The sequence below is a fragment of the Streptomyces sp. MP131-18 genome (assembly GCF_001984575.1).
Taxonomy (GTDB): Bacteria; Actinomycetota; Actinomycetes; order Streptomycetales; family Streptomycetaceae; genus Streptomyces; species Streptomyces johnsoniae.
Window position 1 is genome coordinate 4,865,760 of sequence record NZ_LZNS01000001.1, and the last position, 15,711, is coordinate 4,881,470.

The window sequence follows — 15,711 nt, forward strand, 5'->3', positions numbered from 1 at the left end:
CTCACTGCGGCAGGAGTCACTGCGGCGGGCGGTAGTTCTCCGCCTTGTCCAGGATCGCCGTGAAGCGCTCCCACTGGGCCGCCGCCTCCGCAGTGGGCCCCACCGTGAAGTCCTCCGGATCGAGAAAATCAAGTCGCTCCCGCGTGGCCGGGTCCAAGTCCCGCCACGCGGCCTCATCCTGCGGTGACCGAGCCACAGTCGTCGCACACCCAGTTGCCGTTGTTAAGCCTGCGGCCGTTCCTCGACCCGCATGATGGACATTCCACAGGGCTGCCCCCTCACGCATCCCTCGCTGTGGGGCACCGACTGTAGCGTGCGGCGCGCAAGGGCCGCAGCCCCCGGTGCGGCGGCGGGCGCGCACCGGGAACCCGCCCGCCCGCGGGCGGGCGCCGCGGCTCAGCCCAGGCGCGTCAGCCGGTCGGAGAACCCGGGCTCGGACAAGTCCTCCGCCAGGGCCACCGGTGTGGCCGGTCCGCCCTCCCCGTCGCCGACCGTGAGCACGCCGACCTCGGTCCCGGCGTCCGCCGAGCCGGGAACGCCGTCCTCGCCGCCGGTCACCTCGATCCCCACCTCAAGTCCCGGCCAGCCGACGGCCGGAACGTCCTCGGTGACGGTCACCGGCGTCTGCCCGCCGAGCCCGTCGTCCACGTACCCGACGACGTCACCCGCGGCGATCACCGTCTCCGCCCGCAACTGCTCCTGGGCGAACGTCATCAACTGGCTGCCCGATTCGAGTGCCTGGCTGAGGATCGAGTTGTCCGCCGGGTGCGGCGGCTGGTCGAGCACGGCCCCGACGATGAGGTGCGAGGTGCCGTCGATCTCCTGCCTGGCGGCGAACATCAGGTTGCCGCCGGCGATGGTCGTGGTGCCGGTCTTGATGCCGACGACCCCGCCGACCGGCACCAGCCCGTTCCAGTTGCCGTGCCGGGTTCCGTTGCTGTCCGTGTACTCCGGCATGATCACGATCTGCCGGAAGACCGGGTCCTTCATGACCTCCCGCGCCAGCTTCGTCTGGTCCTCGGACGTCGACACGGTCTCCGGGCTCAGCCCGCTCGGGTCGGTGTACGTGGTGTTGTCCATGCCGAGGGCCGCCGCCGCCTCGTTCATCTTCTCCACGAAGGCCTCCTCCGAGCCGGCGTCCCACCGGGCGAGCAGCCGGGCCACATTGTTCGCGGACGCAATCATGATGGCCTTGAGCGCCTCGTCCTGCGTCAGCGTGCTGCCCTCCTCGACCTCGACGGTCGACTCGTTCTCCTCGCTCAGCCCGGCTTCGTCCTCGGCCCGCTGGTCGACGGGGATCTCGGCGCCCGTCTCACCCTCCGCCATCGGGTGGTCGCGGAGAATGATGTAGGCCGTCATCACCTTCGCAACGGACGCGATCGGCACGGGTTCCTGCTCGCCCGACGAGCCGAACGTTCCAAGACCGTCGACCGACAGCGTCGCCTGCCCGGCGGCAGGCCACGGCACGGACGGGGTCTCGCCCTCGAAGGTGTACGAGTCCGCGGCGGTCAGCTCAAGGCCGGGATCGGGCAGCGGGCGCAGCGACTGGGCCACGACGAAGACGATCAGGAGCAGGACCGCCAGCGGCGTCCAGATCTTCACCCGCCGCAGTGCGGTCCGCAGCGGAGTGGGCGGTGGCGCGGGCCGGTTGGTGAGTGAGGCGAGCAACTCCAGCGGGTCGCGCGGCGCCTCCGGCGCCTCCGGCGGCGCGGGGGGCGCGGGCGGCGGCGCGGGCGGCTCGTCGGGCGCGCGCAGGGTGGTGGTCTTCTGATCCTTGCCCTGGTCCTTGCCCTGATCGGCCTTCGGCGGCGGAACCCGCAGCATGGCCGTACGGTCCGACTCCTGTGCCGGCTCCGCGGCGTCTGCCTGCTCGGGCAGCCGCAGCATGGCCGTGCGATCCGACTCGGTGCCCTTCGGGGCGGTGGTGGGCTCGACGTCGCGTTCCGGCGTTTCGGCCGGGCCCGCTATGGCCCCGAGGTCGGCGGTGGCGGTATCCGCGGCCGGCTTCGGCCTCTTGACGGATTCCCCCGGCTCCGCCTCATCCGTCTCCTTGGGCAGCCGCAGCATGGCCGTGCGATCCGACGCATCCGCGTCCCGGCCCCCCGCCGAGCCCGCGGCGGACGGCTCCTCCGGGTCCGCGTCCGGGTCCGGCTCCGCTGCGGATGGTTCGTTCGTGTCTGCCGCCGCTTCCGCTGCCGCGGCGGGGGGCGCGTCTGTGCCCGCGTCCGCGTCCGCATCCGCTGCGGACGGCTTCTCCGTGTCCGCCTTCGCCTCCGTGGCGGCAGGCTCCTTCGTGTCCGCGGGTTCCTCCGCCTCAGTCTCCGCCGCCGCGGCAGGAGATGCGTCTGTGTCCGCGGGCTTCTCCGTGTCCGGCTCCGCTGCCGCGGCGGGAGATGCGTCTGTGCCCGCGTCCACCTCCGCATCCGCTGCGGACGGCTCGTTCAAGGGCGGCGAGGGGTTTGTGGGCTTTGTTTTGATTTCGGGTTCTTTTTCCTCGTTCGTCGCTTCGTCGGTCCCGCTCGTGGCCGTCTCCCGGTCTCCGGCCGTGGCCGGTGTCCTGTCCTCGCCCTCGGATGCCTGCCGTGCAGGTGTCCCCGTGCCCCCACTCACTCCCGTACCCCTGAACTCCCGTACCTGCTCCGGCACTCCGCCGGTCTCCTCGGCGGCCTCGTCGGCAGCCGGCTTCTCCTCGTCCCCGGGAACCTTCGCCTCCTGGGGAACCCTTCCGGGGTCCTCAGGCGTCTTCTCCGATGACTCCTGCTCCCGCTCCCGCTCCGAACTGTCCGGGGACTCGCCCGCCACCCGTGCCTCCCTACGCGTCGATCAAGAAATGGCCGCTGGCTCTACCAGTCTGCCGGGTCCTGTGCACCTCGGTACGACGAGCCGGTGGTGGCGGAAACCTGCTGCCTGTACCCAAGGACGACAACGACATATCTACGGGTTCCCTCACAAAACAACCACGCACCCTCGACAGAACAATGTGAGAGGCGTCACCCTGTCTTTCATCCACGCGGGGAGGCATGGATGGGCAGGAGTCGTAGAACCATTCCGGAGGAGCTGCTGCTGCTCGCTCTGGACCCGGCCACGGGTACCACCGCGCAGCCGCAGTCGCTCGACCTCGGCCTTGCCGGAGCACAGCTCGTCGAGCTGGCCCTGGCGGGACGGATAGCCCCTGATGGGGACCGAATAGCCGTGGTGCTGCCACGGCCGACCGGAGATCCCACGCTGGACTCCGCACTGGAGTTGCTGCGCAGGCGCGGCAGTCCGGTCCGGGCGGTCCACTGGATCGGCGGGCCCAGACTCGGGCTACGCCAAACGTATCTCACGCACCTGGAACGCTGCGGCATGGTGCACGCGGTGGAGAACCAGATGTGCGGGGTCTTGCCGACGACCCGGTACCAGGCGACGGAAACCGCGGTCAGCAGGCAGATCCGGGCGCGGCTGGACACCGCGATCCGCACCGGCACGCCACCGGACGCGCGGACCGCGGCCCTGGCGGCGCTCGCCCACGCCGTGGGCCTGGGCAAGCACCTGTATCCGGGCAACGAGGGGCGCTCGTCCCGTTCCCGGCTGCGGGATCTGATCAGGCACGACCCGATGGGCGGCCTGGTGGCACACGCCGTGATGGACGTGCAGAACGGCGTGGCCGGCCAGGCGGCCGCGGTGCGGCGCCCGCAGCAGGGCACCGCGCGCAAGACGACGGGACGCGCCTCGGCGCCCGCGGCGGCTATGGCTGTGGTCGGACAGTCGCAGCAGATCAGCGGTGACCAGACGAGGCGGAGAGGAGTGACACGAGCCGCGGTACGGCCTTCGCTCTCGCACTAGGCGCACACGTGCACGGACAACCGCATTGATGACCTAACCGGGAGCCGCATTTCGAGCACGGGGTGTGGCGGCGGCCACAGACGAGGGCCGTTGCCGCACCCCATGCTTGTGATCGGCCACCCTCTGTCGCGAAATCCGAGCGGATGCACCGCGTCTGGTGGCACTCTGCTTGGTAACGCGGTCCTCGGGCCGATCATTTCGACGGAGGTGCACAGTCCGTGGTGGGCAACGTCAATCCGACGGTCCGGCGGCGCCGGCTCGGCCAGGAGCTGAGACGGCTCCGCGAAGAGCGCGCCATGACCGCGGAAGAGGTGGCGGACCGGCTGCTGGTCTCCCAGTCCAAGATCAGCAGACTTGAGAACGGCCGCCGCAGTATCAGCCCGCGCGACGTGCGGGACCTGTGCGGGGTCTACGGGGTGGACGACCAGCGGCTCGTCGAGTCGCTGATGCAGATGGCCCGCGAGTCCCGCCAGCAGGGCTGGTGGCACGCCTTCGCGGAGCTGTCGCCGACCTACAGCGTCTACATCGGCCTGGAGATGGACGCGTCCTCGTTACGCGTCTTCGAACCCCAGGTGATTCCCGGGTTGCTCCAGACCGCCGACTACGCCACCGCGCTCATAGCGGGGGCCCTGCCCGAGGTGGGTCCCGGCGAGGTCGGGAGCCGGGTGCAGGTGCGGATGCGGCGGCAGCAGCGGCTCTGGGAGGACAGGACTCCCCTGCGCCTGTGGGCCGTCGTCGACGAGGCGGTGCTGCGCCGCGAGGTCGGCGGGCGGCGCGTGATGATGGAGCAGATGCAGCGGCTTTCCGAGTGCGCCGCGCTGCCGCACGTGACGCTCCAGGTGCTGCCGTTCTCGGCGGGCGCGCACCCGGGGGTGAACGGGCAGTACGCGATCCTCGAGTTCCCCGAGGCGTCCGACTCCACGGTGATCTACCTGGAGGGCGGCACGAGCGACCTCTATCTGGAGAAGCCGCACGACGTGCAGCACTACAGCGTCATGTACGAGCATCTGCGCGCGCAGGCGCTCAGTCCCGAGGCGACGCGCCGCTTCATCGAGGAGCTGGCCGGGACGTTCCGCGCGGCGGTCTCCTGACGCCTTCGGCGCCCGCGGAATATACCTGCAACGACTGGGCCCCGTGCGGAAGTTGGGCGCGGACCATCCAGTCGAGTGAAGCGGCACATCATTGGGATTTCCGGACTAGTACGGTCGCGGCATCACTACTGACCGTCAAGATCCGGAGCGGACATGGTAATTGAGCAAGGCGTGGCGCGGGCCTGGATCAAGTCCTCCTATTCGGGGGGCAACGGGGCGTGTCTGGAGGTGAGGTTTCCGGCGCGGGACGTGCTCGCCGTGCGCGATTCGAAGGACCCGGCGGGGCCACTGCTCGGCTTTCCGGCCGGTTCGTGGTCGGCGTTCCTCGATGCGGTCGACGCCGTCGACGTGGTACACGCCGCAAGCTGCTGAAGGCCGCCGAGGACCGTTGAGGGCCGTTGAGGGCGGGGCCCGGCGCGCGTCACGGGGCACGAGGAACGTTCGGTAGTGATCAGCTCGTGGCGGTGGTGCGGAGTCCGGCGTCCGCCGCATGTGCGAGCCGGACGTGCAGCACCTACGCTGACGGTACAGGGAGGTGCTATCGCACATGTCCGAATCATCCGCGTCAGACGAGCAGCGTTCCGACGGTCTCCCTACGCCCGACCACCTGCTGCACACGGGGGCGGAGAAGCCGCTGGACCCGGAGGACCTGGTCCGTCTCAGCGGCAGGGAGCCGACTCCCGAGCGGGTCGAGGAGGCCAGGCGGCTGCTGGAGGAGCACGGACCGGCCGCCGCGGAGCGCTATCTGCCGTAGTCCGCCGTAGTCCGCCGCCCCGTCGGGCGGCGGCCCCGGCGTGGCCGGAATGATCCGGTGACCCACCTGGTTGGCCCGGGGAAGGGCAATCACGATCAGGGAGGCGTACCGCCGTGGCCGATGAACGATCTGGCAACGACAGCATCAGGGGCGAGCGGCGCGGGCGGGCGCCCGTGCCGCTGTCCGTGCTGGACCTGGCTACGGTCGGTGCCGGGCTGACGGCGACGCAGGCGCTGCGCGCCACGGCGGATCTCGCGAGGCAGACCGAGCGGCGCGGCTTTCACCGGTTCTGGGTGGCCGAGCACCACTCGATGCCGGGCGTCGCCAGTTCCTCGCCCACCGTGATCCTCGGGCACCTGTCGGCGCGGACGGAGCGCATCCGGCTGGGGTCCGGCGGCGTGATGCTGCCGAACCACCCGCCGCTGGTCGTCGCGGAGCAGTTCGGCACGCTGGAGGCGCTGGCTCCCGGTCGGATCGACCTGGGCCTCGGGCGGGCGCCCGGGACGGACGGCCCGACCGCCGCCGCGCTGCGGCGCGGGCGGGCGGACGGCGCGGACGAGTTCCCGCAGCAGGTGGCGGAGCTGGTCAGGTTCCTCGACGACGACTTCCCCGACGCGCACCCGTACTCCAGGATTCACGCCGTGCCGGGTCCTGTGCAGGGCACCCTGCCGGGCGGGGTGCAGTCGCCTGCGCGTCCGCCGGTGTGGCTGCTCGGCTCCTCCGGCTTCAGCGCCGAGCTGGCGGGGCGGCTGGGCCTGCCGTTCGCGTTCGCGCACCACTTCTCGGCGGCGCACACGGTTCCCGCGCTGGAGCTGTACCGGCAGACCTTCCGGCCCTCCGGGGTGCTGGACGCGCCGTATGCGCTGATCGGGGTGTCCGCGCTGGCCGCCGAGGACAGGCAGGAGGCGCACCGGCAGGTGCTGACGGGCGCGCTGTCGATGATCCGGCTGCGGACCGGGCGGCTCGGTCTGGTGCCGTCGCCCGAGGAGGCGGCGGCGTATCCGTTCAGCGAGGTGGAGAAGGACTTCCTCGACGGCTGGCTCGCCAACGTGGTGTACGGGACGCCGGAGGTGGTGCGCGAGGGGCTCGACGCCCTGGTGAAGCGCACCGGCGCGGACGAACTCATGATCACCGCCAATGCCCACACCCCCGCGGCGCGGTTGCGCAGCTACGAACTGATCGCCGACGCCTACGGGCTGCCCGCGGCGTAGCGACCGCGGCGGCTCGGATTTGCGGCGTCTACGCGCCATTTCGTCCGAACATCTTGCACACCCCTTTTGTTTCTTTTCTGATGGTGACTCAACTGCGGTATGCAAGCCGATAGTCGGGCCGCGGCCGGGCGCCGGCGGGCGGTTGGCGCGGGACCGGCGAGGGGCTAGGGTGCCGCCACGCGTTACCGAACGGGGGAGCACCATGGTGCACAAGCCGAGCGTGCCCAAGGACCTCGACCATCCGCGGCGGCTTTGGGCGCGGGCGACGGCGCTGGGCATGCTGGCGACCGCGGGCCTCGAAGGGGACGACTACCGGCTGGCCGCCGGCCGGTTGCGGTGCGACAGTCAGGGCGGCAGTTACTGGTGGCGGATGAGCCTGCACGGCGCGGGCCGCGCGGTGTTCTGCGGCCAGGACGCCGACGGCAGCCACGGCCATCTCCGCCGCGTGCCCGTGGACTTCCTGGCCGGCGGGCCCGGCTGGCTGCCGTGGCGTGACCTGCGCGCGGAGCAGGACGACTGCGCGCTCGGCTACGTCTACTGGTGGCACGACGGCGCGTGGGCGCGCGCCCCCTACCCGGATGACCTGGTGGACGACGGGCTCGGGCTGTCCGCGGCGTGGGTCGGGGACGATGCCGAGCTGGTCCTGCTCCTCTCGGAGGCGGCGGAGGCGGCGGAGGCGGCGGAGGCCGGCGCGCAGGTGAGCGGCGCGCTCGTGGCGTTCCTCGACCGGGCCGAGGAAGCGACGGTCGACGGGGCGGCGGTCCGGGCGCTGCTCGGCGCGTTCACGCCGACCGAGCCGCCCAAACCGCAGGCGGTCGAGTCCGCCCTCGACTTCGCCGCCCGTGCCGCCCTCACGCCCGGCGGCGTGCCGCGGCGCGGCCGGGCCGCGCACACGGGCTGAGCCCGCGGTCCGGCCCGGCGGCCGGGGCCTGTCAGACGGCGGGCGCGTAGGTGACGGTGACCGGCGCGTGGTCGGACCAGCGCTCCGGGTGGCTGGGCGCCCGTTCGACCTCCGCCTTCAGGGCGCGCGCGGCCAGGCCAGGTGTCGCAATGTGGTAGTCGATGCGCCAGCCCGTGTCGTTGTCGAACGCCCGGCCGCGGTAGGACCACCAGGTGTAGGGGCCGTCCTGGTCCGGGTGCAGGCCGCGCACGACGTCGGCGTAGCCGCAAGCGGGCGCGAGGACCCGGGTCAGCCAGGCGCGCTCCTCGGGCAGGAAGCCCGAGTTGGTGCGGTTGGCGCGCCAGTTCCTGAGGTCGGCCTCCTGGTGGGCGATGTTCCAGTCGCCGCAGATCAGCACCTCACGGCCGGCCGCGGCGGCGCGGTGGCGCAGGGCGGTGAGGTAGGGCAGGAAGGCCGCCATGAAGCGCTCCTTCTCGTCCTGTTTGGGGGTGCCCGCCTGGCCCGACGGCAGGTAGAGGCTGGCCAGCGTGACGCCGGGCAGGTCGGCCTCCAGGTACCGGCCGGACGACTCGAACTCCGGCTCGCCGAAGCCGACCCTGACCGCCTCGGGCTCCTGCCGGGTGAGCAGCGCGACACCGGCGCGGCCGCGGGCCGCGGCCGGTGCGTACACGGCGTGCCACCCGGCGGGGGCGCGCACCTCGTCGGGCAGCTGGTCCTCCTCGGCGCGCACCTCCTGGAGGCACACGGCGTCGGCCGCGGAGCCGGCGAGCCACGGCAGGTAGCCCTTGCGCGCGGCGGCCCGCAGGCCGTTGACGTTCACACTGGTCACGGTCAGCACCGTTCGACCGTACACCGGGGCGGGCGGGTGCCCGCGCCCGTGCGGTCACAGGGCGATGAGGCCCGCGGGCGTGGGGCGGAATCCGCAGGCGTCCAGGTAGAACGGGCGCAGGTGCTCCTCGAAATCGACGTGCAGCCAGGTGCAGCCGGCGGCCCTGGTCTCCTCGGTGGCCGTGGCGACCAGGGCGGTCGCGATGCCCGCCCGGCGCAGCCCCCGCTCGACCACGACGTCGAGCAGGAACGCGTGTCCGCCGCCGTCCCAGGCGACGTTGCAGAAGCCGGCCAGTGCGCCGTCGGCCGGCCGCCTGGCGCAGACCCAGCCCAGGCTGTGCCGCTCCAGCTGCCCGCGCCAGTCGTGGCCGACGGGCGGGTGTCCGAAGCCCGCGGCGTGCAGCCGTTCCACCTCGTCGTTGCCGAACGGACCGCGCCAGGTACAGGTGATCGTCGTGTGCATCCGCCGAGGGTAGGGGCCGGAAGTGTGTGTGGCCGCCGGTTTTAGGATGACCGGTATGGACCTTCTGCCTGTGCGTTTCGACCACCCGGACGCCATGAAGCTGAACGACCTCGTGCAGGCCGAGTACACGGAACGGTACGGCGACGGCGATGTGACGCCGCTCGACCCGGCCATGTTCGACCCGCCGCGCGGCCTCTACCTGCTCGCCTACGACCGCATCGGCCGCCCCGTCGCCACCGGCGGCTGGCGGGCCAGGGACGCGGACGACGGGTATGCGGACGGCGACGCCGAGATCAAGCGGATGTTCGTGGTCCGCGAGGCGCGCGGGCGCGGCCTGGCCCGTCTCATCCTGGCGCGCCTCGAGGAGTCCGCCCGCCTCGCGGGCCGGACGCGCGTGGTGCTTGAGACCGGCACCATGCAGCCGGAGGCCATCGCGCTGTACGAGAGCAGCGGCTACGTGCCGGTCGGCGCGGCGGGGAAGTTCGGCGCCTACCGGGACTCGCCGGAGAGCCGCTGCTTCTTCAAGGCCCTCTGAACGGCCGTCCGAACGGTCGCATGAACGGTCGCATGAACGACCGCCCGCGAGCCCCGGCAGCGGGGCCCGCGGGTCGGCGGACGGGTCAGCTCCGGGCCGCGGCCGGCACCTGCTGGTCGTCGTCGGGCACGGGCGCGGGCCGCGCGCCGGGCCCTGGGCGCCTGCCGAGGAGCACCCCGGTGAGACCGAGCGCGATCCACACCAGCACCACGGTCAGCGGGAAGCCGATGGCCGCGCCGTCGAAGCCGGAGACCGAGCGCAGCATGGTGACGCCGGAGCCGGTGGGCAGCAGCTGCCCGATCATGCCGATCGGGTCCGGCAGCATCTCCGGTGCCGAGACGGCCCCGGACCAGGGCGTGCCGAGCAGCACCAGGACCAGCGCGCCGGCGCCGACCCCCGGCGGGCCGAGCAGGGAGACGCAGCCGGCGACCAGCGAGGCACCGGCCAGCACCATCAGCCCGAGCACCGAGGCCACCGCGAGCCAGGAGCCGTCCAGCGCCTCGAGCCAGCTGTGGCCGATGAGCGCCCCGACGGCGCCCACCAGGGCGGCGGCGCCGACCAGGGCCGCCAGGGCGTGGCCGCGGCGCAGCCCGGCGAAGCCGACCGCGGCGCCGGTGATCATGCCGGCGAGGCCGAGCGGCAGCACCGAGGTGTTGAACGCGGCGCCCCGCGGATCGCCCGGCGGCCCGGGTACGACGTCGACGACGGCCACCTCGGTGCCCTCGGGCGCCTGCTGGGCCGCCAGCTGCGACAGCAGCTGGGCGACCGCGGGGCCGCCCGCGGTGGCGGTCAGCATCTGCGGCGGTGCTTCGGGCGAGAGCACGAACGCGCCGTAGACCTCGCGGTCCTCGATGGCGGCCCGTGCCTGCGCCTCGTCCGCGTACACATGGACGTCGAACGAGCCGTCCTGCGCGCGCAACTGCTCGGCGACGGGACCTGCGGCGGCCTCGGGCCCGGCCACGCCGACCGGCAGCTCGTTGGGCGCCATTCTCGCGACGGGCCAGGAGAACGCCCATAGTGCGAACGCGACGAACACCGGGACCGCCAGGACGAGGACAAGGGCGGTGCGAGCCGAACGGGCGGACGTCAGCGGGGACTTGGGATCGGTTGGTGAGGCGGACACCGGGCCGTACCTCCATAAAGAATGATCGTTCGTTTTCCTTGGGGACCACCGTGCTCCTCCGGCCCTCACCTTGTCAAGAAGGAATGTTCGTTTTAGCCTGGGGCGCATGGCCCGCGTTTCCCACGAGCACCTCGAAGCCCGCCGGCGGCAGATCCTGCAAGGTGCCGCGCAGTGCTTCGCCCGGAACGGGTTCCACGGCACGTCGATGCAGGACGTGTTCAGGGAGACCGGCCTGTCCGCGGGGGCGGTGTACCGCTACTTTCCCGGCAAGGAGGCGATCATCGCGGCCCTGGCGAAGGAGGTGCTCGCCACGATCGGCGAGGCGTTCGACGACGCGCTGAACGCGGAGCGGCTCCCCGGGCCCCACGAGATCCTCGGCGACGCGCTGCGCCGGGTGGACGCCCTGCTCCTGTTCCCGCCGCCGCTGGTGGTGCAGGTCTGGGCGGAGACGTTCCGCAGCGAGGAGCTCGCGGACGTGCTCCGCGGCGCCATCGGGACGCTGCTCGGCACGTGGACCACGATCGTGGAGGCTTACCAGCGCAGCGGTCTCATGCGGCAGGATGTGCCGGCGGAGCACGTGGTGCGCGCGCTCCTCGCCTGCGCCCAGGGCTTCCTCGTGCAGCGGGCGCTGCTCGGGCCCCTCGACTTCGACGTGCTCAGGGACGGCCTGCTCGGGCTCATGTCGTTCCAGGACCCGGGTGCCCCGGGGTCGCCGCACGGCTCCGCGGCGCCGGCCGAAGCCGGCTGACGGGGGACCGGCGCCGGGCCGGCGCGGGCGTCAGCGCGGCCGGTTCAGCTCCGCCCTGAGCCTGCGGTCGAGAGCCAGCGAGACCTCGGCGTACACGGCCTGCTTCGCCAGCGGGCGCAGCCGTTCCAGCGCCTGCGTCAGCCGTTTCACCTCATCCTCGCCGACCGGCCCCGCCGGCCCCCCGGGGCCGAGCAGCTCGGGCAGCACGTGGCGCCGCAGCAGCTCCGTGAACACCCCGGCCAGCGCATCCGCGTGCTCGCGCAGCTCGCGGCCCGCCGCGAGCAGGGCCGCCAGCGGAATGCCCTCGCCGACCAGCGCCGAGGAGGCGTCCAGCAGATCGCGACTCAGATGCACCACGTCGTCGCCGTCCACCGCGATCCAGCCGGTCCGCAGGGCCGTGGCCAGCAGCTCCGGGTCGGTCTCGCCGTCGTAGTACGCGGCCAGATCCTGCGGGGTGAGCCGGACCCGCTCCTCCTCGGCCCACGGGGAGGGCTCGGCGAGCCCGAGCAGCTCCGCGGTGCGCCCGGCGTCCGCGCCCTCGGCGAACGCGTCGATCAGCTGGGTGATCCCGCCGAGCGTGTGCCCGCGGGCCAGCAGCGCGGAGACGGTGCGCAGCCGGGCGAGGTGGTGCTCGCCGTACCAGGCGATGCGGCCCTCGCGGCGGGGCGGCGGCAGCAGCTTGCGCTCGCGGTAGAAGCGCAGCGTTCGCTCGGTGATACCGGCCGCCGCCGCCAGCTCCGCGGCGCGGTACTCGCGCGGCGCGTCGCCGTCCCCGCCCCCGCCCCCGTCGCCGCCGCGGTCCCCGCCGCGGTCCGCCGGCTCCCGCCGGTCCTGCTGCTGCCCTGCCACGCCTGGAAGTGTAAGGAGTGCGCACCCCCTACCGATCAGTAGAGTTCTGCCCTACCCTCCAACCGTGCCAGTGATTACTGGCGTGGTTGCCCTCGGCGGGGCCGTTCTCAAGGAGGCGGAACGCCATGCATGTACGGGTGGCAGTGATCGGCGCCGGATTCGGCGGTCTCGGGGCCGCGGTGCGCCTGCGCCGCATGGGTATCACCGACTTCGCCGTGCTGGAACGCGCGGACGCGGTGGGCGGCGCCTGGCGGGACAACACCTACCCGGGCTGCGCCTGCGACGTTCCCTCGCACCTCTATTCGTTCTCCTTCGCCCCCGACCCCCGCTGGCCGCGCAGCTTTTCCGGGCAGCGGCACATACGCGCCTACCTCGAACGGGTCACCGACGCCTTCCGGCTGCGGCCGCACATCCGCTTCAACTCCGAGGTGGAGTCCGCCCGCTGGGACAACGACGAGCTGCACTGGGTCATCGGCACCACCGGCGGCCCCCTCACCGCCGACGTCATCGTCTCGGCCACGGGGCCGCTGTCCGAGCCGAGGCTGCCCGATCTGCCGGGGCTCGACAGGTTCCCCGGGCGCGTCTTCCACTCGGCCCGCTGGGACCACGGCCACCCGCTGCGCGGCACCCGCGTCGCCGTCGTCGGCACCGGGGCCTCCGCCGTCCAGTTCGTGCCGCGGATCGAACGCGAGGTCACCGCCCTCACCGTCTTCCAGCGCACCCCGCCGTGGATCATCCCGCGCGCCGACCGGCCGATCACCGGGCTCGAACGCCGGCTGCACACCGCGCTGCCGTTCACCCGCGCCGCCCGCCGCCAACTCCTGTGGGGCATCAGGGAACTCCAGGTCGGCGCGTTCGCCAGGCACCCCGGCCGGATGAAGGCCGTCGAACGCGTCGCCCGCCTGCACCTGCGGCGCGCCGTCAAGGACCCCGGGCTGCGGCGCAGCCTCACCCCCGACTACCGGATCGGCTGCAAACGCATCCTGCTGTCGAACGACTGGTACCCCGCGCTCACCCGGCCCCACGTGCGGCTGATCGACACCGGGCTGCGCGAGGTCCGCGGCAGCACGCTGGTGGCCGCCGACGGCCGGGAGGCGGAGGCCGACACGATCATCTTCGGCACCGGCTTCCACGTCACCGACCTGCCGATCGCCGACCGCATCAAGGGCAGCCGCGGCACCACCCTCGCCGAGGAGTGGCGCGGCGGCATGGCCGCCCTGCGCGGCACCACCGCGGCCGGATTCCCCAACTTCCTCACGATCATCGGCCCCAACACCGGGCTCGGCAACAGCTCGATGATCCTCATGATCGAGGCCCAGCTCGACTACCTGGCCGACTACCTGGCCACGCTCGGCGCCCTCGCCCCCGGCGGACGCGCCGCCCTCGCGCCGCGCCCCGAGGCCGTGGCCGCCTGGAACGACCGCGTGCAGCGGCGCCTGACGCGTTCGGTGTGGAACACCGGCGGCTGCACCAGCTGGTACCTCGACGCGAACGGCCGCAACACGACCGTCTGGCCCGGCACCACCGGTGAGTTCCGCCGCGTCACCCGGGCCGTCGACACCGCCGAGTACGAGGTGATGACCCGTGCCTGAGACCCCGGAGACCCCGGAGACCACAAAGCCCCCGGAGACAGCCGCACCCGACGAACGCACCGTCGTTTCCACCGGCGGCGCCCGCCTGCACACCGAGGTCCACGGCCCCGACGGCGCCCCCACCGTGGTCCTCGTGCACGGCTGGACCTGCAACGTCACCTTCTGGCGCCCGCTGATCCGCCTCCTGGCACCGGACCACCGCGTCGTCGCCTACGACCAGCGCGGCCACGGCCGCACCCCCGCCACCCCGGGCAGCTGCTCGGCCGACTCGCTCGCCGACGACCTGTGCGCCGTGCTGGAGGCCACCGTCGAACCGGGCACCAAAACCGTGCTCGCCGGGCACTCCATGGGCGCCATGACCGTCGTCGCCGCGGCCGGCCGCCCCGCGCTGCGCGACCGCGCCGCCGCCGCCTTGCTGTGCAGCACCGGCATCGACCGGCTGGCGGGCGAGTCCACCGTCATCCCGCTGCGCCCCGGCCGCCTCCGGCTGCGCGGGCAGCACCTCTTCCTCACCACCCGGCTGCCCTACGGCCCGGTCAACGCTCTCGCCGAACGGCTCGTGCACTACATCACCATGGGCCGGGCCGCCACCGCGGCGCAGCGTGCCGAGATCACGCGCATGGTGCACGCCTGCCCCCGCGGGCCGCGCGCCGAATGGGGCCGCGTCCTGGCGGGGCTCGACCTGTCCGCCCGGATCGACGCGCTGACCCTGCCGGTCGTGCTCGTCCAGGGCACCGCCGACCGGCTCACCCCGCTCGTGCACGCCCACCGGCTCGCCGCCCGGCTGCCGAGCCCCGCGGGCTTCCACCGCCTCGACGGCATCGGGCACATGACGCCCTACGAGGCCACCGAGGTGATCGCCGAACGGCTGCGCGCCCTGACGAAGGAGCACCTGTGATGGCCCGGACCCCCCGCGCGGACCTGACCGGACAGGTCGTGGTCGTCACCGGCGCCGCCCGCGGCATCGGCGCCGCGCTCGCCGCGAAGCTCTCCGCCAGAGGCGCGCGCCTCGCCCTCCTCGGCCTCGAACCCGGGGAGCTCGGGCGCGTCGCGGACGCGCTGCCGGGCGAGGCGGCGCACTGGCATGCGGACGTCACCGACTCGGCGGCGATGCACGAGGCCGCCGCCGCGGTCACCCGGCGCTTCGGCCGGGTCGACACCGTCGTCGCCAACGCGGGCGTCGCGACCGGCGGCCCGTTCGCCGCCTCCGACGAGACGGCGTGGCGGCGCGTCATCGAGGTGAACGTGATCGGCTCCGCGGTCACCTGCCGCGCGTTCCTGCCCGCCCTCGTCGACAGCAGGGGCTACTACCTCCAGATCGCGTCCTTCGCCGCCATGGCCCCCGCCCCGCTGATGACCGCCTACTGCGCCTCCAAGTCCGGCGTGGAGGCGTTCGCGCACAGCCTGCGCGCCGAGGTCGCGCCCTCCGGCGTGCGGGTCGGCGTCGGCTACCTCAGCTGGACCGACACCGACATGGTGCGCGGCGCGGACGAGGACGAGGTGCTGGCCGAGCTGCGCGGCCGGCTGCCCTGGCCCGCCGGCCGCACCTATCCGCTCGACCCGGCCGTCGAACGCCTCGCGGCCGGCGTCGCGCGCCGCGCCGCGCACGTGTACGGGCAGGCGTGGCTGCGCGGCGCGGTACCGCTGCGCGGCTTCCTGCCCGCCGTCATCGGCGGGCACCTCGGACAGCGCGAGCTACGCCGCGTCGCCCCGCGCCTGGCGCGCGTCGCCCGCCGCGGCCTGGTCGGCGCGGGCGGCGCCGCGGCCGAACGGGAGCGTCCTGGCGCGTGA

The 15,711-nt window shown here is 73.2% G+C and carries 18 protein-coding genes; 11 read left to right on the forward strand and 7 right to left on the reverse strand.

The features are described 5' to 3' along the window. Positions 1-16: 16 nt before the first annotated feature. From STBA_RS37260 to STBA_RS22140, 3 genes are all read right to left on the reverse strand, one after another. Positions 17-196, reverse strand: a complete 180-nt coding sequence (locus STBA_RS37260) for a hypothetical protein (protein WP_143659548.1) — start codon at positions 194-196, stop codon at positions 17-19. Next, positions 174-266 carry a hypothetical protein gene (locus STBA_RS39545; RefSeq protein ID WP_366510853.1) on the reverse strand — a complete coding sequence of 31 codons (93 nt, stop codon included), beginning with the start codon at positions 264-266 and terminating at the stop codon, positions 174-176. The genes STBA_RS37260 and STBA_RS39545 overlap by 23 nt, the downstream gene beginning before the upstream one ends. 130 nt (positions 267-396) lie before the next feature. Then, complete coding sequence (locus tag STBA_RS22140; protein WP_077060915.1) at positions 397-2,802, reverse strand: serine hydrolase; 2,406 nt, start codon at positions 2,800-2,802, stop codon at positions 397-399. A 222-nt stretch (positions 2,803-3,024) separates the two neighbouring features. Between STBA_RS22140 and STBA_RS22145 the strand changes: the two genes are divergently transcribed. The 6 genes from STBA_RS22145 to STBA_RS22170 all read left to right on the forward strand — a co-directional run bounded on the left by STBA_RS22145 (position 3,025) and on the right by STBA_RS22170 (position 7,782). Then, positions 3,025-3,825, forward strand: a complete 801-nt coding sequence (locus STBA_RS22145; protein WP_077060916.1) for a GPP34 family phosphoprotein — start codon at positions 3,025-3,027, stop codon at positions 3,823-3,825. 218 nt (positions 3,826-4,043) lie between these two features. Then, positions 4,044-4,916, forward strand: coding sequence for a helix-turn-helix transcriptional regulator (locus STBA_RS22150; protein ID WP_077060917.1), 873 nt, complete (start codon positions 4,044-4,046; stop codon positions 4,914-4,916). Positions 4,917-5,069: 153 nt separating this feature from the next. Then, positions 5,070-5,288, forward strand: a complete 219-nt coding sequence (locus tag STBA_RS22155) for a DUF397 domain-containing protein (RefSeq protein ID WP_077060918.1) — start codon at positions 5,070-5,072, stop codon at positions 5,286-5,288. A gap of 175 nt (positions 5,289-5,463) precedes the next feature. Next, positions 5,464-5,670, forward strand: coding sequence for a hypothetical protein (locus STBA_RS22160; RefSeq protein ID WP_077060919.1), 207 nt, complete (start codon positions 5,464-5,466; stop codon positions 5,668-5,670). 113 nt (positions 5,671-5,783) lie between these two features. Then, a complete protein-coding gene (locus STBA_RS22165) occupies positions 5,784-6,881 on the forward strand; it encodes an LLM class flavin-dependent oxidoreductase (protein ID WP_077060920.1) in 1,098 nt (365 codons plus the stop codon). 202 nt (positions 6,882-7,083) lie between these two features. Beyond that, positions 7,084-7,782, forward strand: coding sequence for a hypothetical protein (locus STBA_RS22170; RefSeq protein ID WP_079252091.1), 699 nt, complete (start codon positions 7,084-7,086; stop codon positions 7,780-7,782). Between the two features lie 31 nt (positions 7,783-7,813). Here the strand turns inward: STBA_RS22170 and STBA_RS22175 are convergent, their stop codons facing one another. Together STBA_RS22175 and STBA_RS22180 are read right to left on the reverse strand one after the other, a co-directional pair. After that, the gene (locus STBA_RS22175; protein ID WP_077060921.1) at positions 7,814-8,620 is read right to left on the reverse strand and encodes an exodeoxyribonuclease III; all 807 of its coding nucleotides are present in this window, start codon (positions 8,618-8,620) and stop codon (positions 7,814-7,816) included. Between the two features lie 45 nt (positions 8,621-8,665). Continuing rightward, complete coding sequence (locus tag STBA_RS22180) at positions 8,666-9,073, reverse strand: GNAT family N-acetyltransferase (RefSeq protein ID WP_077060922.1); 408 nt, start codon at positions 9,071-9,073, stop codon at positions 8,666-8,668. Between the two features lie 55 nt (positions 9,074-9,128). Between STBA_RS22180 and STBA_RS22185 the strand changes: the two genes are divergently transcribed. Further along, the gene (locus STBA_RS22185; RefSeq protein ID WP_077060923.1) at positions 9,129-9,608 is read left to right on the forward strand and encodes a GNAT family N-acetyltransferase; all 480 of its coding nucleotides are present in this window, start codon (positions 9,129-9,131) and stop codon (positions 9,606-9,608) included. Positions 9,609-9,693: 85 nt separating this feature from the next. Here STBA_RS22185 and STBA_RS22190 read toward each other — a convergent pair whose 3' ends face one another. Beyond that, on the reverse strand, positions 9,694-10,731 hold the full coding sequence (locus tag STBA_RS22190) for an ABC transporter permease (RefSeq protein WP_253194920.1): 1,038 nt from the start codon (positions 10,729-10,731) through the stop codon (positions 9,694-9,696). A gap of 106 nt (positions 10,732-10,837) precedes the next feature. On the opposite strand from STBA_RS22190, the gene STBA_RS22195 reads away from it, so the two are divergent. Then, positions 10,838-11,479 carry a TetR/AcrR family transcriptional regulator gene (locus STBA_RS22195; protein ID WP_077060924.1) on the forward strand — a complete coding sequence of 214 codons (642 nt, stop codon included), beginning with the start codon at positions 10,838-10,840 and terminating at the stop codon, positions 11,477-11,479. 30 nt (positions 11,480-11,509) lie between these two features. Here the strand turns inward: STBA_RS22195 and STBA_RS22200 are convergent, their stop codons facing one another. Further along, a complete protein-coding gene (locus tag STBA_RS22200) occupies positions 11,510-12,214 on the reverse strand; it encodes a MerR family transcriptional regulator (protein WP_077063504.1) in 705 nt (234 codons plus the stop codon). 239 nt (positions 12,215-12,453) lie between these two features. Between STBA_RS22200 and STBA_RS22205 the strand changes: the two genes are divergently transcribed. Genes STBA_RS22205 through STBA_RS22215 form a run of 3 tightly spaced genes read left to right on the forward strand, consistent with a single transcriptional unit; the run spans position 12,454 to position 15,711 of the window. Continuing rightward, the gene (locus STBA_RS22205; protein WP_077060925.1) at positions 12,454-13,920 is read left to right on the forward strand and encodes an NAD(P)/FAD-dependent oxidoreductase; all 1,467 of its coding nucleotides are present in this window, start codon (positions 12,454-12,456) and stop codon (positions 13,918-13,920) included. After that, positions 13,913-14,818: an alpha/beta hydrolase gene (locus tag STBA_RS22210; protein ID WP_077060926.1), complete on the forward strand. Its 906-nt coding sequence runs from the start codon at positions 13,913-13,915 to the stop codon at positions 14,816-14,818. Before STBA_RS22205 ends, STBA_RS22210 begins: the two co-directional genes overlap by 8 nt. After that, positions 14,818-15,711 carry an SDR family oxidoreductase gene (locus STBA_RS22215; protein WP_077060927.1) on the forward strand — a complete coding sequence of 298 codons (894 nt, stop codon included), beginning with the start codon at positions 14,818-14,820 and terminating at the stop codon, positions 15,709-15,711. Before STBA_RS22210 ends, STBA_RS22215 begins: the two co-directional genes overlap by 1 nt.